The organism is Serratia sp. 25CWL12 (genome assembly GCF_055790885.1).
In genome coordinates this window covers 520,293-539,520 of record NZ_CM147698.1, presented here as the reverse complement: position 1 = coordinate 539,520, position 19,228 = coordinate 520,293, and the positions used below count along the sequence as shown (strand labels likewise).

Genomic DNA, 19,228 nt, shown 5'->3' with positions numbered 1-19,228 from the left:
AAGGCTGTTCTTGCCGATCAAATGTACTTTTTGAATGCTCCCATCGTCACCGAGATCGCCAGCCCCATCAACAGTGCAGCGGGCAGCAACAGCAGGTTCGGATACACCGAAAACGGTGCGGACAGGTACAGCACACAGGGGATATACACCGCCGGTTTCACAAACCGCTTGGCGTGATGATACAAAAAACTCGACTCATACCCGGCACCATAGCGCCGCAAATCGCGCCTTACCATACCGTCCACAATCCCCACCAGGGCCACCAACACAAACAGCGGCACCGACAGCACCAGAATGGTCACCCGCATCAGAAATACCAGGGTGATATACATGGTGGCCATCAGGTATTCCCGCGCCGTTTGAAGCAGCCAGGCCCCGCCGAGATTCAGGCCATCCGTCACCGCATTGCCGCTGTTGCCGGACTGTGCCGACTGCAGCCAGCCCAGAAAACCGCTGTTCACAAACAGCCACTGATAACCCAGCGCTATCCAGGTACTCACCGTGGTCACCGGCGCAGACAGCAACAGGCTGCGGGTAAACCCTTCAGAAAAATAACCGCTTTCCGTCACCATCACTGCACGGCTGTGCTCGGCCCCCTGTTCCGGCCAGAAAAAGGCAATGCCGATGTACTCCACCACCAGGCTGAACAACAGGGAGACCAGCAACATGCCGACGACCCGCCAGGGCATATCCCACAATACCGTCGTCAGCAGGCCAGGCCGCTTGGGCGGTGCAGTTTGCTGAATGGGTTGGGAAGAGGATTCTTGCGCCATCACATGCTCCTTAATGTAACCCCAGCGCTTCCAGCTCACACTGCAGCAACATGGGTTCGCCATACACCGTTACCCAGATCCCCACCCGATCCGGCGGGCAAGGCTCCTGTTCACGTCGGGCATCAAACCCCTGCCGGTTTAATGCCACCAGGATCTCCGTCACGAAAGGGGTTAAGCAGGGTAGGCTGTTTAACACCATAAGGATCTCACCCGGCACCTCGGCAGGACCTCCCAGACTGGGGCAGAATGCCTTGACGGCGCGGACACGGTACTGTTGTTTCACACCTTTCTCCTTCTCAGACCACACTATGATCATTCTCCGGCGCTCGGTCACCCGGCAGGGCCGTCCCCGACCACCAGGTATCGCCCGTGCGATAGTTTTTCTTCATGTACTCGGCGATTTTCGCCAGGCTTGCGGGCATCAGAGCATCATTCCCCGCTGCAGGCAACGGCATACGGATCTTCCACAGCTTGCCGCCTTCCAGCAAGGCGAAGGCTTGCCCTTTTGGAAGGTTGATCACATTGGCCGGGGTGATCAGCGGCGTGCGGACCGAACTTACCCGGTCCTGGGTGTTGGAGGTAAAATCACTGCCCATCTCTGGATTGGAGATGTCGGTGACGCCCGAGACCAGCGTTTTGGTATACACCTCCACTTCAGGAAGCTGTTTGGTCATCAGTTCTGCCGTCTCGGTGTGGCGAACACGCAGCATCACCAAACTGTTGAAGTTACCCACCACCTGCGCCGCCTTGGCCGCACTGCCCAACCGCGCCTCGATATCCGGTAGGGTCTGTGTATACGCCGTCACCTCGATACCGGCCCCACCGCCCTTGTTGATTAATGGGATAAATTCATCGCCCATCAGTTCGTTAAACTCGTCACAGTGCAGGCTGATCGGGGTTTTCTTCCCCTCCTCCCCCGGTAAGCCGTCGTTAATACCAAACTTGTAGATATGACCGGCGACGCTCACTAGGTCGGCAAACATGCTGTTGCCCACCGCTGCCGCCACTTCCGGGTCTGACAGCGCATCGAGGCCGATATAGATAATGCCCTTTTTGCGGATCACCTGCTGCCAGTCAAAAATCGGGCGCGGATCGGTAAGGTCGGTATAGTCCGGGGAGATAAGTTGCGCCGTCTTGCCGGAGGTCAATTTCTCCAGCAACGGCAACAGGCTGGCGACAATCTTGTCGTAGTATTTCTGGTCGTAGCGCACCGAAGAGCGCAGGCCATCGAGGATGGGGTCGTAAATCCGCTTGCCCTCATCGCTGCCCAACACCTGCTCAATCGCCACCACCCGCATCGACCGCCCCTCCATATGGCGCGGCACATCACGCTCATCCAGAATGGGCACCAGTCCTTCAATCTGTCCCCACAGCGCAGGAGCATGTTGCGACAGGTAGAACTCGGCGTAATCCTCATACAGGTCACTGATGTTATTGACGTAACGCATGATAAGGCCAAAGTCAGGGCGTTGCCCCAGTGCCACCAGGCCACGGGCGATGATGTTGACAAACCGCCAGGCAAACTCTCGGAATACCGCATTGTTGCCACCGCCCTCCAGTTGCCCGGCGACGCGGGTGGCCACTTCCGAGATACGGTTAAAACGCCCCACGGCGTTATAGCGGGCACTGATATCCGGCCAGCCCAGGTGAAACACCTGCAGCTCGCTGGCACGACCGGCGCGGTGCGCTTCGGCATACATACGCTTGAGCAAGTCCGCATCCCCTTTCGGGTCAAACACAATGGTGACATTGCCACGCCGGATATCCTGGGTAATTAACAGCTCCGCCAGGCGGGTTTTGCCGACGCGGGTGGTGCCCAGTACCAACATATGCCCTACCCGCTCCAGCAGGTTCAGCGAGACATTGACCTCATCCGGTTCGATGCCGTGCAGCGCAGGTTTGCCGCCGACGTCCGGCAACGGTCGTACCGGATTGAGAGCAGACTGGCTGGCAAGCCATTTGCACAGGGTGGGATAGCGGTATTCATAACGTTGTTCAAAACGACGCGCCGCCTGGTATAACGCCGGGGGATTCACATAGCGCTCCACTTCTGGGCGTAATGTCGCCAGCAGACGCTGGGTGTGCTTTTGCTCCCACAGGAACCCCCGCCCCAGAAACAGGCGTTGATGGCTCACCGGCACCTCGGCACTGGTCATCACGTAACGGGGCAAACGGCGGATATTGCGCCGGTAGCGCAACACCAAAAGACCTTCGCGGGTCCGCTTCAGGGCGAAGAGAGCAAACCCACCGGCGGTAACGTAACTGACCGTCGGGGCCAATGCCACCGCCCATGGCGCGGTCACGCAAATATAGCTGGCACAGGCGGCTACCACCGCCGTATTCAGTTCAACAGCAGGCCGCAGCATGGCCTCAATCACATAGCGATCGCTCATCAGGGGATGTCCTTTATCAGCAGCGCCAGCAGGCGTTGCCCGCTGAGCACTTCAATCTCGGGGAAACGCGCCAGTGCGGCGCGGCTTTTGGGGCCGGTGCGTCCGGTGTGGACAAACAGCCCCCGGCAACCCTCGCGGCGCACTAACGCACCGAACTCGGCCACATGGGTCGGCGTGATGGCACGGGCATAGCGTTTGGCCTGGATAAGGTAACGTTGCCCCTCAATCCACACCTGCCCGTCCAGTCCACCGTCACCGCTGTAACGCCGGTTACGCTGGATGCGATAACCTCGACTTTCGAATGCGGTCAGGAGTAACTCCTCAAACACGTAGGGATTGATTTTGCGCAGGTAATTGAGACGTTGGCCGTCACCCGCCAACTGGGGGAGACGGTCAAGAATACGTTGGGCCTGCAGTTGATAGCGGCGATGGCGCAGGGACTTTCCCCGAGCGAGCAAAGCCCACCACACCAGCAGGCTGAGCAACAGCAACGCCATCCCCCACGGCCAACTCTCCAGCGGCAGGCCCGGTCTCATTGCTCCAGCCCTTTCTCCGTCAGCAACACCGGGTAATGGGATAACCCCAGCCGTTTCGCCAGGTCACTGCCAGAGACCGGCAGCAACTCCAGCCCGTCGGCGTGTTTCTTCAGGTCATTGAGCGCCGCCTCACTGGCCACATTCACCACCAGGCCCATGGCGTTCAACTGCACCAATGCATCACGGCGCATTGCGAGCCAGCGACGTGACAGATCGTCATCGCCAATCAGGAACAGCGGGCGCATTCCGGCCAGATTCAACACTCTGGCCTCAACCTTGCCCGGTGTCAGTTCGGGGGTACTGACCGGCAACCCCATCACCGGGGTCACAGATGTCGACAAGGGCTCACTCGGTGAGGCAGCTACGCCCCCCTGATTGTTGATACCGTCGAAATACGCTGCCGTTGAGGTGCCGCCCAAATCGGCGACAACCTCCAATCCAGCGTGGGCTGTCACACTGACCACCTGTAATGCCAGTAAGCACAGCAAACGAGCTGATAAACGTGATGTCATGGGGTCACTCCTGCTGCAGGTTCAACAACATTTGAGACCAGTCCCCCCGTAGCCGGTTGCAGGCGGTTCAAGTGTCGTTTGACGATGGCTTGATAAGTGCGGGCATGCTGACCGCCTGCCGGATGGTGGTAACACCCGGCAGCCGTTATCCAACTCCCCGGTTTTTTGTCGTAGCAGTCCCTCAGGATACGGGCCGCAACATGCAGATTGGTATAGGGATCGAAGGCCTCCCAGGCAGAACGGAAATGGTGGCCATTCCAACCCAGGTTCACCTGGGCAATTCCGACGTCGATACGCTTCAGCGAATGGCTGCGCATAAACCCCAGTAACGCCTGGTAAGCCTCTTGCCTCGTTGCGTAACGGTAACCCTTTCCGGCCACATTGATGGTCCACGGCCAGGGGCGAACACCGTGGGGAAGTTTCCTGGACGACTCGGTGAGCGCCAGACTGTACAAGGCTTCGGCGGGCACCCGCTCCAATGTCGCCACTTGGTAGTAACCCGTCGGTATCACCTGAGACGATACTGATGCCAGGCTGCTCACACTGCTAAAAAGCAGTGCCAGCACGCTCAATACGCGGTAATTTGCCATCCGTTTTCTCCCTGTTGTAGCACCACCGGCATCCGCCCCTGACCGAACTTAAACCATTGGCCACGGTCATGATTGAGCGTCAGCGTCTTGGCTTTGACCCGATCGACCGGGATCGCCAGTTTGCGAGCCCAGGCACGCACCGCCTCATCTTTCCCGTCACTGCCCACCAGGTAGATATCCAGCGGACGTTGGGTCGCCAACAGCGAGGCGACCTTGGTTTCACAAGGGCTGCCACAGTCCGCACGGACAAACAGCGCCAGGCGACCGTTGCCTGCAGTTGTTATGGTGCCGGAGGCCTGAATCGGTTGGATATCGGGGTAGACACGTTGCCAGGCATCATTCACCTCGCGCTGAAACGCCAACTCCGCCTCCACTCGTTGAAAATCCTGTTTGACCGACAGCTCGGCGTAATGACGACGTTCTTCCTCCGTCCGCGCCTCGATGCCCAGCGTGGTAATGGGATCCAACCCCGGCGATAAAATCCCGCGCCGCCCTTTGCTCAAGTGCTGGTAACGCTGCCACTCTTCGGTGGTTAGCCCCCACTCCTGAGCATTTTTTTTCGACTGCGCCTCTTCCAAGGCCTGCAAAGTGGTACTAACGCTGGCCGTATTCCCCTGATGGGATTGTTCGGTTTGCAGTGCTGCCGTGGCCGGGAGGGTAGGAGCTAGTCCCAGTGCCAATACCACCGTGATAGCGGTCAATTTCATCATGCAGCCTCCCTATTGAACGTTGAGCGTCTGCGTCCGGCCTGCGACGCGGAACTTGGCCTGATTGCCTGCGGCGGACAGCAGCGTCCAACCCTGAAAAGTCTCACCGGTTTCCATCAGCCGGATATCGGCCAGATTGAACGCCTGCAACGGGGCCACGGCGACAAACACCGTGCCGCCTCGCCGTTCAATGCTGGTCAGACGGAAAGGGGCAGCAACAGACCGGGCGATCCGGGTGGGGGATTTCTTGACGGTGGGTGAGGTCGCCCCTGGAGCGACGGCAGAGGTTGCTGGTTTGATTGCCGGTGTTTGTGCTGCACCGGCCCGTTGTTCCAGGGTGTCAACACGGGCCTGCAGCAGTGCCATCGTGGCATGAACGCCCTGCAGTGCCTGTGCATCTGACGACACCGGCTGACTGACTTTGGTCTCGAGCTGGCGCACCTGTTGCGCCAGTTGTTCAAACGCCGGTTTATCCACGGCTGGCACAACCTTTACTTTTTCCACTGAGGCCGACAAGGCAGTCAGCGTCTCGCGGTTGTGATTGACCTGCTCACCCAAGCGGTCCAGTTCCTGCTGCACCGCATCCCGGCCCGGTACTTGTCCCAACGCCGTATGCAAGGTGGCTATCTCGGCAGACTGACGCATCACCTTGACGCCGATACCGGCCACGGAAAGCACCAGCAGCGTGAAGACGCTATAACGTAATACCTGCATTGCCTTGCCCGGACGAACGGGCAGGGTTTCCACTTTCGCTTCGCTCATTTCAGCATCCTTTGCCGGGCGGGGGCCGGAGTAGGTTGCGGTTGCAACGCCTTGATAGCAGGTGGCTGCAGAAAGTGACTGTTGACGATCGGCACAGATCTCGGCTCTGGTGGTAAACGGAACCCGTCACGCAGCGAGTGACACACCACCCGTTGTACAGCGTCCACCTCCAGTTGCCAGGCTGGTCCTGCCAGGATTTGCAACGCCTCACTCAAGCGAATGGGACCGAGTTGATAATGCACTGCAGGCAGCGCCTGGTGATAGAGCACCCGATTGTCGGAGGTGATACTGCAAAGGCTGAAACCGGACTGGCGCAGGGCATAACGCATGGCATCAGCCACCGTAGGCGAAAGAGACGCGGGGATACGGATATCAATCACCTGCTCCAGCGGCGCACGTTGTGCCTGGGAGGGCGACGTGCTGACCAACAGGTAACGATCGTAGCGGACAACCTCCAGCGGCATGGCAAACATATCTGGACGCACCGATTGAACATTGCTGGATAGCTGAACACCGGCCAGCGGCGAAACCGGGTCACGCGACAGGTTTTTTTGTGATGGGGCACACCCGGTCAACACACCGAAGACCAATAAACAAAGGGAAAAAGCATAATGTGGTTTCATGAACATCCTCAGTAAGCAGTCAACAAGACGTGCTCACTGTGCGAATCTTCAGGTTCCCCCTCAATCAATAACTCATTTCCCAAAAATAAAAAAACGCCAGAGAAGCCCTGGCGTATAAGGATGATGCTACATGGACAAGCTAGAAGGCATTGTCTGGGTATTGTTTTTGTGTGTTATTGAGCGGAGCCTCTGGTGTTGGTGCAGACTTCTCCGCCTTGTAAACCATCTCCTGCCCCACTTTTATCCAACTGACTTTTATCAGCCGGGCTTTCAGTGTCGGCCGGGTTTCGCCTGCGTAATCCCCTTTGGTCAAGGTGAACACATCTGCCGTCAGATTGCTGAGTTTAAAGCCCAACAGCACTTTCTTCTCTTCATCGACCGCTTTCTGGCAGCGCCGGAGTAAACCACTGGCCTCTTTACCTGAGACGGTCACATCGAAGCGCGTATAGTCAGGTTTCTCCGTCGAACCATGTAAGGCGTTAATCACGCAGGTCAAGAATGAACCGTTGGCCGTGGTGATTTCGCGGAGATTGCTGAGATACCCCAGACCATCAACATGCAGATTGAAATAGCTGGTCTGGTTTTGAGTTGCTGTAGTTTGAGTTGCTGTAGTTTGAGTTGCTTGAGACATGGTGTTTCTCCTTGGGAATAAATCGGTATGCGGAGAAACGTCCCCTACGGGAAGTTTCCCGCAGGGTGTCAACGTCAGAACGCTGACTGTCTGTTAAGTTAGATAAACGTACCTTCATCGCAGTGAACTGCGATCCCCGCTTTCAAAGATTCAGGGGGGTTACCGCTCTAAAAGCGTTGCGTTTCAGGTCTAGGCAACTGGGTTTGACCGCTTTACAGCGCTACCTCACAGGTCATGGCAGCATGGGGTGTTGTCTGTGACAACAAGTAAGCCTGACCATTATTCAAATCGTCTAAAAAGAAGTCAATACTTAACTATTCACCGAAATAATGAACCGCCAACACGATGATGACAAACAACAACACGAGCAAAATGGTCAGATACAGACGTCCCTTTCTGGTATTGACGAGCCAATAACAGTCCAGAATATCGCTAATCAGTTTGTCCATTTCCCTTTCCTATCACGATATATGCGCCTTAAAAAAACGGGGACCGTATCATCCCGACACCGTCCCCGCCAGGCCCTCACCACAGGCTGTCTGTTGCTGCATTATATCAACTCAGAGGCCGAGCCATCGAACCCGACGCGTTTTTCACTGAGACTTTGCGTCTTATACATCGCCCCCCAGGTAAAAGAACGGTGTATCTTACTGGTAACCGCAGTAATCACGGGGTGCTTCAGAAGCCACGGCAAAATAGCAAACTCCCCGTACGCAGTGCAATGGGTAATTAGTTACCCAGCGGTACGCTTTTTTTTTAGCGGCAGAGCGTCGGTGGCTTCCCTTGGGAGGATTCACCACACCAGTGCAGTCTGGGTAACGCAAACATCCCCAAAAATCCCCTGACTTCCCCTTTCGCTGTCGTGTCGCGCCACCGCAATCAGGGCAAGGTGGCGATGGGGGGGCCGTAATGTGTATTCCCTGCTGACGCCCTTTCTCCACTAACTGCGCTGTCCAAACTGACTGCTTGGCCATAAAATCATCAAGAGACATCTTGCCTTCAGCGATATCATCCAACGCCTGTTCCCACAGCGCTGTCATTCCCGGATCTTTCAACGGCGTCGGCAATACGTCCATCAATTCACCGGCGACGACTGCAGCACGTAGGGATTTCCCCTTCTTGATGATAAAACCGCGAGCCAGCAGGGTTTCGATGATACTGGCACGCGTCGCTTCGGTACCCAACCCAGCATTTTCTTTCAGGATTTTTTTCAGCCGGGGATCGGTAACAAACTGTGCCGCGTTTTTCATCGCAGCAACCAAAGTGCCCTCCGTATAATGCTCCGGTGGCTTGGTCTGCTGGGGCTTCATGGCTGAACTAGTAACCTGGCATTGTGTTCCCTGCTGCATAGCAGGAAGCTGCGCATTCTCAGTATCACCTTGCGCATCCTCGCCATTTTCATCTTTCTCAAACAACACTTTCCACCCCGGAACTACCACCACATTACCACGGGTTTTAAACAGTTGACCGCCACAATTGAGAGACACTCGGGTCGCATCAAGCTCATGAACCGGCAGAAACTGCGCCAGATAGTGCTGCCTGATTAGAAGGTAGACCTGGCGCTCCGTATCAGTCATGTTACCCAGATCACAAGGCTGTTTCGTGGGGATAATACCGTGGTGGGCAGTGATTTTTTTGTCGTTCCAGGCACGGGAGACATATCCTGACTGCAACCGCTCCAGCACCGTCGACAGTGCAGGATCACTTTTTACCAGGGCAGAAAAGACAGTTGATACTTCCGACAGCATCGAGGTCGGCAGAAACCCGCAGTCTGTACGAGGATAGGTCGTCGCTTTATGTGTTTCATACAGCGCCTGAGCAATATTCAGAACCTGCTGAGCACCCAATCCCCAACGTTTTGAGCACTGTTGCTGCAGCGTACCTAAATCAAAAGGTAACGGTGCTGAGAGGGTTTCACGTTTAGTCTCTACCTCCGTGACCGAGGCGATCCCCACCTGTTGACACAGGTGGACAACCTGTTGGGCAACCGCTTGCTGAATGCAGCGACTCTCCTCATCACAGTAGTTTGCCGCTGGCACCCACTGCGCTTGGAAAGGTAGACCATCTATGGTAAGTGTAAGCGTGACAGCAAAATAGGATTTGGGCACAAAACCGGCAATATCACGGTCGCGCTCAACAATCAGGTTCAGAGTCGGCGTCTGAACTCGCCCCACAGAGAGCACATTACCATAACCACTTTCACGGGCTTTTACCGTGTAAAGTCGCGTCAAATTCATGCCAATCTGCCAATCTGCACGAGAGCGACCAAGGCCCGCCAGATAATAAGGATACGTTTCATGCCCTGGTCTTATCGCTGCCAGTGCAGCCCGAACACTGGCCTCATCGAGCGCCGAGAGCCACAGACGCTCGACACTGCCCTGATACCCACAATAATCAAGAATTTCGCGTGCAATCACTTCACCTTCACGGTCGGCATCTGTCGCAATCACCACGCAATCCGCCTTGATCAACAGCTTTCGGATCACTTCAAACTGTGCTTTTGACTCTGGCTTGATCTGCATTTGCCACTGAGAGGGTAACACGGGCAATACCTCTACTCTCCACGGGTTACCAAACTGTTCGCCATAAACCTCCGGGCCGGCCTGCTCCAGCAGATGCCCAAATCCCCAGGTCACCGCAATTCCTTGCCCTGACAGGTAACCTTGCTTCTTCTCAGTCGCTCCCAGCACAGCAGCAATATCACGCCCCTGACTGGGTTTTTCGCACAGAAAGAGTTTCATTACATTTCTCCAGGAGAGTCTGGTCAAATTCAGGATGTAAGAAGCCCTACCTATAGAGGCATAACCATGAAGATGACAGGTTAATAAAGGAAATTCGGTGATGGCTCCGCTAAGCCATCACACTATGCAATCACCGTTAGCGTAATTTGCCTTCAGCGACCTGTTTGATTTCAGCAAACAGTTTGCCCGTATAGGCGTCGGTGACGTGGGAAGCCTCACTGGATCGGAACGTAATGTACATACGACTCCCCGCCCCATTCTTCTCCAGTTCAATAAGGATAATGTCTTCAACTCCCTCATCAGCGCCCCAATCCCTGCCCATTTTGTAGTAAGAACCAGGTTGCGCTTCCCAGGTATATCCTCCCTGAGTGATTGCCGCTGCCTTCATTTTACCTTCTAGCCCCTGGCTATTCAGGGCATTAACAACATCACCGGAAGTAAATTTATAATACCTTTTTACCCTTGCAGCCGCAGAGTCCACATCAACCGGTACTTCAAATTCTCGCGACGATTGTTGGTCCACCACGGGCGTATTCTTTGATAAGGCAGGTAAACCACCACCGTTATTTGTCTCTGTTTTTTTACCCACAGAAAGCAAACCGTAGCTTATATCGCTCACTTTCTTATTCAACTCTGCAATGTCACTACCGGCACACCCACTTAACAGCACGACAGATAACCCCATTGCTACAGCTTGATGAGATTTACGCTGACTTATGCGTATCATTCTTATCTCCTTGTTTATCAACGATCACTGCTACCTTAGTATCGCCAGGTTGAAGCCGCAATAGATTATTTAGTAAACGAATACTCTCAGTATTAACGGGCGGAGAGAAACGGGAACGTATTCTGCCAAACAATACTTCATCATCCAGATCACCAAAATACTTCCGGGCCTGCTGGACACTCTCTTCAGTCCATTCTTTACGGCTGACGGGAAACGAACGGTAGTCCTGCGCTACAGTAAACACTCTACGAATCAGATATCCACCCTGCTGCAATTGATTATCACGATGCCGACGAGAGATAAAACCGTAATGATGTGCCTGAAATAACTTCAAGGCCAATTGGTCAAATCCCACCAGAAGATAAACGCACCGATACCCCAACGGGGTATGACTATGGACCGCAATATTTAAAGGTTCACTGGATACAACGTTAGATAGCGTGACTCCACTTGGAAGCTCGGCGAGCAGACTCCCTGCGTCATCCAATAAATGCTGAATTTCCTGATGCGCCTCATCAATCAGCTTTTCAAGCCGATACATCACCGCATCGGCATAAGGGTTATCAGCCAGAGAATCTCGATTAATCCTGGAAACCAACTGGAAAAATTGAGGCATTCCGATAATTATGCCTTTTCTCGCGTTTTTCTTTCTACCTTCCCAGGTACTTATCGCATAGAAGGTGTGCAAATCAATCCGCAACTCTGAACGTAGAGCGCCCACCTTTTTACCAACATTTTTCTCCACACTCTCAGTCATAACAGCCTCTGTTCAATAGTTGAGATAGAGTGGGATACTCGGAGATCATGAGGATGGTGAACAACGAGAAAGTATTTTCTCAACTATCACAATTCTTTTTAGTTACCGTTGTGACCGTAGCACCGTTATCGGCTTATACCTATTGATAACCGATTATTGATTGTCAAAAACTGATTACACTGTAATCAGTCTGTACCTATTGATAACTAACTATTGATAGTCAAAAACTGATTACACTGTAATCAGTCTGCACCTATTGATAACTAACTATTGATAGTCAAAAACTGATTACACTGTAATCAGTCTGTACCTATTGATAACCGACTATTGATTGTTAAAACAACTACTGTTTGTAAGCAGTTCGAATCTGTTCCATGACTTGGGCAATCTGTTCTGCTGAAGCTCGCTGACGCGCCTGCGGAATAGCGCTCTGAGCAAGTTCGGTGGGCTTTGATGGTTGTTGCGCACGTTTGGTCGCGCTTATTGTCGTATTAAACTGCCCGTTTCTGGCACGTTTCAGCGTGGCAAGCAGGTAAGCGATCACATTTTTTATCTCACCGCTACCAACACGCTCTGCAACATCATCCAGAACCTGCTGTCCCAACAGGTCTGGCAATGCCCGAAGTTGCGGTTCCACATTATCCCTGTCCGCCGTAGCGAGATTGTCAACAAGCACTGCTGGCCAACGCAAGCGAGGCTCATTTTTTACCCCCCCCCCTACGTACGTATCTTTTACACACTGTGTAAAACTACGTACGTAACAGTTCGGATCCCGAACTCGGTCATAACCCCTTATTTCACCACTGAGTTCGGATCCCGAACTCGGTAAAATAGCCCCCTCTTTCATGCTGAGTTCGGATCCCGAACTCGGTGATCCAGCAGTGAAATGGGGCATTTTTTGACTGGGTTCGGAAACCGAACCCGGCAAAATAGCTTGCTGTCGCAGCGCAAATTCTTGCGGTGATTGTGGTGATGACAAACGAGACTCTATCAACGCAATTCGCGAATGACGATGGCGCATAGACCTTTCCTGCTTAATCTCATTAAGTACAGAAAGTGCCGTTAACCGAATAGTCTTATTACCGTGCTGACAGGACTGTGCCACAACATCCAGCCAACCGGGATCAAAATGCTCAGCATCGCGTAACCCTAACGGCTCATCGTGCTGAGCATAGATATTGCCACGGACTCGGCCCCTCTCATCTCGGGCCCGCTTGCATAGACTGAGCCAGCCGGTCAGTCGCAACATAAGCAATGTACGGCTGACCGTTTCTCTGGACGCTTTGCCAGCATGTGGGGATGCAAGCTGAAACTGTAGTTCTTCATAGGTGGGAAACACAGCCCCCTCGTTCTGTTGGGCATAGAGACGTATCATTATCCATGCCATCTTATCGAGAGGAGATAACCGAGCATCAAGAAACAACTTCCGGGGAACGGCATCATGCACATTCCCCAAATAGAGCAAACCACTTTGTTCATTGACCACAGCACCGGATTGCGCTTTTTGCACAATCCGGTCTGCCATCTTGCTTAAAGTATGCTGAATGACATTATCTACTACCAAAGCCATTAACCCACTCTCCGCTGTTGCTCATTAACCCAGCTTTTTACCAACGTCCAGACTGACGTTAAGGTAATATCCTGTTGTTCAGCAATCAGCATCATGACCTCAAGCGCTTCCAGTGAATCCAGATTATCTATTTTGGCGACACGCCACTGTTCCCAAATGGCGACTTCCTCGGCTTCACTGGGGGTCAAACTACGCCCCTGTCGGGTAAGAATACCGGCAAGGCGACGGCGGGTGCTAACCTCTGCTGCCGTAAGCCCAAAATAACATTGCATCATCTCTATCGACCCACCCAGCGCCAAAGCACGATCGATACGCTGCAGGCGTATCTGCTCCTGCCGAGCCTGCGCCAACATCATATTGAGATTGGTATGATTAATATGGAACGTCAGAATGGAGACAGAAGAGTTAACCAGATAGTGTAGATCTTCAACGGTGAGCTGATTGAGCTCCTGGATTTCCTCCAGCGTCAACCCTATGGCTTCACAACGCCGGATATTGCCGGATTTCAGCTCCATCAACACCTGCGTCAACAGCGCGTTAGTCGTCATACCAATGTGTGCATTCATATATAGCTCCCGCCTAACAATATCCCTAAATCAATCACCCAGGTCACCACGCTCAGTACAACCAGCGCTATGGTGGACCAGTCCTTACGGGGTTTATTCACGATTAACCTCCTTGTTACGCGTCAGTCTGCCTTGCTCCGCGCCGTTGACACCATGATGTAATCGGGCGTTCTGCCCGGCAGCAAAGCCAGTGCCACGGGCGATCTCGGCTCCCCGGCAGTACTTCGCCTCCCGAAGTTTTGCATCATCAAATCCCAACGCGTTGATGTAATGTGTCATGACTCTGCTTTCATGCTCATTCACCCCAAAATCGGCAACCACTCGGCGAACACCATCAACCCAACCTTCACGAAACTGATCGGCCCGCGCACGGCGAGTGGCCAACTTTAGGCGCTTATTCTGTGTTTTAAGGTAAGAAGCTGTCGCCTCTTTCAACTGGCGAGAAAGGACATCAAAGGAATATGCAGCAACGGCTGGACGCTCTCCAAAGCCGCAGAACGTCACAACCCTGTGCCAGTTGCCCGAACGCCCCTGTTGCCAGCCAAAATAAGCACGACAGCCAAATGTCCGGTTCACCACCCATACCAGCCGATCCATCCATTGCGGAATTTTTACTGCGCTAGAAGGGGCTCCCTGCGTTGTAAATTCGCGCACAGACGAGGATTCAGCATCTAACTCACTGATACCGTATTTTTGCATCAACATCTGTGCGCGAGATAAAGCCAGACCAGCTTCATACGCATTACTGTTACTTCTGGCCAGTTCCAGTAATTTACGGATTAACTTCACCAAGCGAACTTGGCGCTGTGAATGACTCATCTTTGCACCTCCCGATCCTGGCTCTGACGCTGGATCTCACGCAAGCGCCGTACAACACGAATTAGCCGCAACAATTTCACCACCTGGACATCATCCAGTAGTGGCCAGTCTGCGGGTTGTTCAGTGCCGAACACGATATTCGTCAGTTCGGTCACGGTCAGTGAGACGGCGTCATCACCCGCTATCCCCGCCAGCAATCGCGTGATGGGTGAAGCCTGATGAATGTTGACCTGCACACGATATCCCACTGAGACTGGCGCGTTGTCTTCACACAGTTCTTGTTCAGCTTGCAACACTTCAGCCAACTCGAATGCCAGGCGAAAGGCCGCATCTTGCAAATGCTCCAGGTCATCCTGCAGGGCAGAGATATGCCAAATGTCCGTCACCGGCTCTAGACCTATATTGGCAAAAGAAACTGAAGAGCCCGTGATTGCACTGTCAAGCTCGGAATCAGGCCTATTGTGATGCTGTACCCTCTGTTCAGTATCAGATGCCAGCGGAAAGCTAACCGGTAGCGTTGACTCTCTAATCTCCTCTCCAGAACCACTATCCAGACCAGACAAATCAAGCTGCTCCTCCTTTCGTGCAGGGATATTTTGCAGTTGCCGCGATGCAGAACCTGTCTCGGCAGCCGCAAAGCGATTCGCGTCCTGCAGCGAGATAACAGCATCGGGTTGGTGGTTTACTGCGGAGGGGGAAACTTTGCTCTGACTGCGGTCACTGGAAGATAAACCGGGTGAAAACGATGGCACAGTGACAGGAACTGCCCCCTTTTCGTCTGCTTTCGCAGCGTCTTTTTCCCCAGGGACTTTATCTGCATTGATAATATGTTGCGGCAATGGAGCGGGTTCACCAAAGAGCTTCCTGCGATTCTGCTCGTTCGGGTCGAGTTCGATTAGCCAGCGGTCATAGGTAACCTCTGGATCAGGTATCGCCTGAAGTAATGCTGCGATCAACTCATCTTTAAACGTTTCCAGAGTGTAATGGTCGGGATCATCCAAAGAACGACAAACCTCGCCAAATACTTCTTCAAAATTGTTATTTACCGAACAGTTTGCAGAGAATGTATCCCATGCTTTGTGCGCAGCACTTCGTAAAGTAATAAGTTGAGCAATTTGAGGGCGGCCAATACCTGACTTAAACAAACTTGGCATATAAGGGTATAAATTTTCGAGCGTATACTCCATCCTGCTTATGCTTGACTGGCTGACAGGATACCCTTCAGAGCGCAAAAGTGACTCTAACTCTCTCTGAGATATTACCTTTCCGACTTGCTCTTCATAAATAGATTTTGCTTTCGCGATCCCCAAGGCCTTTTCTATAAAAGACAAATCTCCCCGTACATCATTCTCAGCCAAATGCCCAATAAGACACTTCAACCGTCCAGGCCAAGGTTTGAAAATGCACTGAATGCGACGAAAGCGCTCATCCTGCGTTTCTTCCCATAACTCCAGCAGGATCCTATAACGCGTATTCCCCCCATCGCTGAAGATATACACATCTTCGGCGCTATCGGGGTTTTTAGTCACTTTGGGTACCGAATCCAGTCCACGCGCCATAATGGAGGCCTTGATCTCGTCATACTTCGGGTTGCGCGTGGTTCGTGGGTTATCTGGGTTGGGCCGCAGTTGATCCAGCGTCAGCACCATCGGCATTTCACTGACTGGCAACATCACTACATTGGAAGCGGGAGAACGCCCCCTCTGCAACAATTTCTCGCCTAAGGCCTGCACCTTTTTAGAAGTCATAGCGACCTCCTGAAAAATCCTCAAATCGTGTGATTTCAGCCTGATATTTCACTTTTACCGTGCCGATAGGGCCATTACGCTGCTTGCCAATAATCAGTTCGGCAACACCTTTATCCGGTGAGTGCTCGTCATAAACCTCGTCACGGTAGATAAACATGATCACATCGGCATCCTGTTCTAATGCGCCGGAGTCTCGCAGATCACCGTTATTGGGCCGCTTGTCTACCCGGTTCTCAAGCGCACGATTAAGTTGTGAGAGGGCCACCACCGGACAGCCGATCTCCTTTGCCAACGCTTTTAGCGAACGCGAAATTTCGGCAATCTCCTGCGTACGATTTTCTTGGCCAGGACAGCGCATCAGTTGCAGATAGTCCAGCAGGATCAGTGAAGGATGACCGAATTTACGGACATTCTTGCGGACGCGGGAACGCAGCATTGACGGGGTCATAAAGCTGTCGTCATCTATGATCAGGCGATCTTTCCACTCCGTCAGGAGAGTATGGGTTGCTTTGGCCACTCTGGCCCAATCCTCATCATCCATATTGCCACTGCGCAAATTCTGCAGGGAGACACGCCCCAACATGGAAACAAACCGCGATAAAAGCTGGTCAACCGGCATTTCCAGGCTGTAGATCTGCACCGGTTGTTCTTTTCGGCTATCCAGCGCTCCTTCACACAAACTCAGGGCCAACGCGGTTTTCCCCATCGAGGGACGGCCTGCCAGCAGGATTAGATCACTCGCCTGCAACCCGCTGGTCATGCCATTAAGTTGTGTAAACGGGGTAGGCGTACCAGTGATCAAGTCCTCACTGGCACAGCGCTGCTCCAGCCGGTTAAGGTAGATCTCCAGCGAAGAGACCAGGTCGAACTGTTTGCCAGCAGCCTGCAATCCTGCGATATCAAAAAGACGTCGTTCGGCCTCCTCCATTAACGAAGGCACATCCGTGCGGGCATCTTCCGCCTGCTTGGCCAGATCATGCCCCAGCGCCAATAATTGACGTTTCTGCTTCGCCGTAGAGACATACTCCGCATAAGCCACGATGTTGGCAGCGCTCGGGGTATTCTTCGACAGCTCCGCCAGGTAGGCAAAACCTCCGGCAATATCAAGTTGGCCAAGACGTTCAAGCTCTTCCGAAACGGTGATCAGATCGATAGGCATATTGCGGCCAAGCAACCCCTGCATAACCGCAAATATCTTCTGGTGAGGGGGAGAGAAAAAGCTGTCAGCAGCCAGAACAGGTGCAATCTCGTCCCAACGGTCGTTTTCTAACATTAATCCGCCCAGGACTGACTGCTCTGCTTCCAGGGAATGCGGCATCATCCGCCGTGGTTCATCGCTATGCATGGCAGGCCTCCTCACTCTGAATCTCCAACAAGGCGCACTCCAGAACTGAACTGAGTCGGGAGGAAGCAACCAGAATCAAGGGTTGCCGATCGTAACCCACGCCAGACTCCAGTAACGGAAGCCCAACCGGCGCTTGCGGACCAATAGCCATTTCACGAAGTTCCGATTCACTCCACACGTTGTAAAATTGGATAAAACCGCTAGTCACTTCCCATTCATCAACCAGACGCTCATCAATCCGGCTTTTTGCCGTTTCATAATCGGGCGAATCGACGAACACATGGATCTCGTCGTGCTCTTTACAGGTCGCAGTGGAACGGGCGACAGCCCGCCAAAGTTGATTGCGATTCATGAGCGGATCCCCCTGGCAAGAACATCATTAAACAGGGTTTTCCACTCAGGGAAGAGCTCACAAGCCAGGCCACATATCGATTGTGCTGCAGGTGGAGTTTTGCGATCTGTTTGGTATTCCAAGCGATGCACAGGCTGTGAAAGGCTATGCCCTAACTTATAGACGTCCAAATCATAGATCTGCGTTGTCAGCATACTGACCGGGATATCCGCCGAACTGTAGCTCCCCGCTTCAACGATCTGTGTAATCGCCGTCAGCGCTTCCCTGGCTAGATTGGTGTAGTCCATGCAATTAACAAGGATCCTCACTGGCGGCAGCGTAATACCAAAATCTTTGTAGGGCAGTAGCCCCTCCATCAGCGGGATCGTCCCACGTAAAAATTCACGGACATCGGGGACGACCGGCTTGATCATGGCAAGTGCAGTGTGATTGGTTGCCAGCATCACCAGCTCCAACATGATGGAACGTGCCCCCTGCGAATCAATAATAATCACGTCATAGTGAGTAAACAGAGGATGCTGCAGTAAATTGCGCAGACGAAAACGTCCATCCGGTGCATGCATCATGGCCGTTTTGAGTTGCTCATGGGGATCGTTAGAAACAATCAGATCAAGGTTGGGAATGCTGGTATGGGAAATAAGCTGTTGAGGCTGGTTCAGATCTGCAGTTTGCATCAACAGTTCGTACAGACCACAGGGCGCTTCATACCGCAGGTGATAATAACTGGAGGCCGTTGGCTGGGCGTAGTCGCCGTCGATCAGCAGGGTTTTAAGGCCGGCATCGGCACAAAAGCCGCCAAGATTAGCTGCGTGGGTCGATTTACCTTCGCCGCCTTTGGTGGAAATGATTGAAATTACATGCATATACATTACCCGAATTAGTTAATTCAGGTCATGGTTAGCAACGTCTAAAATTAATCGTTATCTTTGCGGGTTATCTGAACAGGGATTGAAAATCCCCGTGTCCTTGGTTCGATTCCGAGTCCGGGCACCACTTATTCAGAAGCGCTTGTCATTCTTTCAGAATGAAAAAATGACGGGTTCTAAAGCGAGCACAAACTAGCAATAACCCAACGC

The 19,228-nt window shown here is 53.1% G+C and carries 21 protein-coding genes; all 21 read right to left on the bottom strand.

Annotated elements, in window-relative coordinates:
• Positions 1-17: 17 nt before the first annotated feature.
• The 21 genes from ACX9GV_RS02420 to ACX9GV_RS02320 all read right to left on the bottom strand — a co-directional run bounded on the left by ACX9GV_RS02420 (position 18) and on the right by ACX9GV_RS02320 (position 19,015).
• Positions 18-773, bottom strand: a complete 756-nt coding sequence (locus tag ACX9GV_RS02420; protein ID WP_473196926.1) for a TIGR03747 family integrating conjugative element membrane protein — start codon at positions 771-773, stop codon at positions 18-20.
• Positions 774-783: 10 nt separating this feature from the next.
• Positions 784-1,056, bottom strand: a complete 273-nt coding sequence (locus ACX9GV_RS02415) for a hypothetical protein (protein ID WP_473196925.1) — start codon at positions 1,054-1,056, stop codon at positions 784-786.
• Between the two features lie 13 nt (positions 1,057-1,069).
• Positions 1,070-3,166, bottom strand: a complete 2,097-nt coding sequence (traD, locus tag ACX9GV_RS02410) for a type IV conjugative transfer system coupling protein TraD (RefSeq protein ID WP_473196924.1) — start codon at positions 3,164-3,166, stop codon at positions 1,070-1,072.
• Entirely contained in the window at positions 3,166-3,702 is a 537-nt protein-coding gene (locus ACX9GV_RS02405) for a restriction endonuclease (RefSeq protein ID WP_473196923.1), read from the bottom strand. Before ACX9GV_RS02405 ends, traD begins: the two co-directional genes overlap by 1 nt.
• Positions 3,699-4,214 carry an integrating conjugative element protein gene (locus ACX9GV_RS02400; RefSeq protein WP_473196922.1) on the bottom strand — a complete coding sequence of 172 codons (516 nt, stop codon included), beginning with the start codon at positions 4,212-4,214 and terminating at the stop codon, positions 3,699-3,701. The genes ACX9GV_RS02405 and ACX9GV_RS02400 overlap by 4 nt, the downstream gene beginning before the upstream one ends.
• Positions 4,211-4,804, bottom strand: coding sequence for a transglycosylase SLT domain-containing protein (locus tag ACX9GV_RS02395; protein ID WP_473196921.1), 594 nt, complete (start codon positions 4,802-4,804; stop codon positions 4,211-4,213). The genes ACX9GV_RS02400 and ACX9GV_RS02395 overlap by 4 nt, the downstream gene beginning before the upstream one ends.
• A complete protein-coding gene (locus tag ACX9GV_RS02390) occupies positions 4,783-5,511 on the bottom strand; it encodes a TIGR03759 family integrating conjugative element protein (RefSeq protein WP_473197958.1) in 729 nt (242 codons plus the stop codon). Before ACX9GV_RS02390 ends, ACX9GV_RS02395 begins: the two co-directional genes overlap by 22 nt.
• A 12-nt stretch (positions 5,512-5,523) precedes the next feature.
• Complete coding sequence (locus tag ACX9GV_RS02385) at positions 5,524-6,156, bottom strand: hypothetical protein (protein ID WP_473196920.1); 633 nt, start codon at positions 6,154-6,156, stop codon at positions 5,524-5,526.
• Between the two features lie 113 nt (positions 6,157-6,269).
• Positions 6,270-6,896, bottom strand: a complete 627-nt coding sequence (gene pilL2, locus ACX9GV_RS02380) for a PFGI-1 class ICE element type IV pilus protein PilL2 (protein ID WP_473196919.1) — start codon at positions 6,894-6,896, stop codon at positions 6,270-6,272.
• A gap of 139 nt (positions 6,897-7,035) precedes the next feature.
• Complete coding sequence (locus ACX9GV_RS02375) at positions 7,036-7,527, bottom strand: STY4534 family ICE replication protein (protein ID WP_473196918.1); 492 nt, start codon at positions 7,525-7,527, stop codon at positions 7,036-7,038.
• Positions 7,528-7,841: 314 nt separating this feature from the next.
• A complete protein-coding gene (locus ACX9GV_RS02370) occupies positions 7,842-7,976 on the bottom strand; it encodes a hypothetical protein (protein WP_473196917.1) in 135 nt (44 codons plus the stop codon).
• Positions 7,977-8,174: 198 nt separating this feature from the next.
• Positions 8,175-10,268, bottom strand: coding sequence for a DNA topoisomerase III (locus ACX9GV_RS02365; protein ID WP_473196916.1), 2,094 nt, complete (start codon positions 10,266-10,268; stop codon positions 8,175-8,177).
• A gap of 136 nt (positions 10,269-10,404) precedes the next feature.
• A complete protein-coding gene (locus ACX9GV_RS02360) occupies positions 10,405-10,995 on the bottom strand; it encodes a hypothetical protein (RefSeq protein ID WP_473196915.1) in 591 nt (196 codons plus the stop codon).
• Positions 10,973-11,752 (bottom strand): PFL_4669 family integrating conjugative element protein, encoded by a 780-nt coding sequence (locus tag ACX9GV_RS02355; protein WP_473196914.1) that lies wholly within the window; start codon positions 11,750-11,752, stop codon positions 10,973-10,975. The genes ACX9GV_RS02360 and ACX9GV_RS02355 overlap by 23 nt, the downstream gene beginning before the upstream one ends.
• A 343-nt stretch (positions 11,753-12,095) precedes the next feature.
• The gene (locus ACX9GV_RS02350) at positions 12,096-13,322 is read right to left on the bottom strand and encodes an STY4528 family pathogenicity island replication protein (protein WP_473196913.1); all 1,227 of its coding nucleotides are present in this window, start codon (positions 13,320-13,322) and stop codon (positions 12,096-12,098) included.
• Positions 13,322-13,888: a DUF2857 domain-containing protein gene (locus ACX9GV_RS02345; protein WP_473196912.1), complete on the bottom strand. Its 567-nt coding sequence runs from the start codon at positions 13,886-13,888 to the stop codon at positions 13,322-13,324. Before ACX9GV_RS02345 ends, ACX9GV_RS02350 begins: the two co-directional genes overlap by 1 nt.
• A gap of 93 nt (positions 13,889-13,981) precedes the next feature.
• Positions 13,982-14,707, bottom strand: a complete 726-nt coding sequence (locus ACX9GV_RS02340; RefSeq protein WP_473196911.1) for a DUF2786 domain-containing protein — start codon at positions 14,705-14,707, stop codon at positions 13,982-13,984.
• On the bottom strand, positions 14,704-16,455 hold the full coding sequence (locus ACX9GV_RS02335) for a ParB family protein (protein ID WP_473196910.1): 1,752 nt from the start codon (positions 16,453-16,455) through the stop codon (positions 14,704-14,706). Before ACX9GV_RS02335 ends, ACX9GV_RS02340 begins: the two co-directional genes overlap by 4 nt.
• Positions 16,445-17,800 carry an SPI-7-type island replicative DNA helicase gene (gene dnaB-PI, locus ACX9GV_RS02330; protein WP_473196909.1) on the bottom strand — a complete coding sequence of 452 codons (1,356 nt, stop codon included), beginning with the start codon at positions 17,798-17,800 and terminating at the stop codon, positions 16,445-16,447. Before dnaB-PI ends, ACX9GV_RS02335 begins: the two co-directional genes overlap by 11 nt.
• Positions 17,793-18,152, bottom strand: a complete 360-nt coding sequence (locus ACX9GV_RS02325; protein WP_473196908.1) for a hypothetical protein — start codon at positions 18,150-18,152, stop codon at positions 17,793-17,795. The genes dnaB-PI and ACX9GV_RS02325 overlap by 8 nt, the downstream gene beginning before the upstream one ends.
• Positions 18,149-19,015: a ParA family protein gene (locus ACX9GV_RS02320; RefSeq protein WP_473196907.1), complete on the bottom strand. Its 867-nt coding sequence runs from the start codon at positions 19,013-19,015 to the stop codon at positions 18,149-18,151. The genes ACX9GV_RS02325 and ACX9GV_RS02320 overlap by 4 nt, the downstream gene beginning before the upstream one ends.
• Positions 19,016-19,228 lie beyond the last annotated feature (213 nt).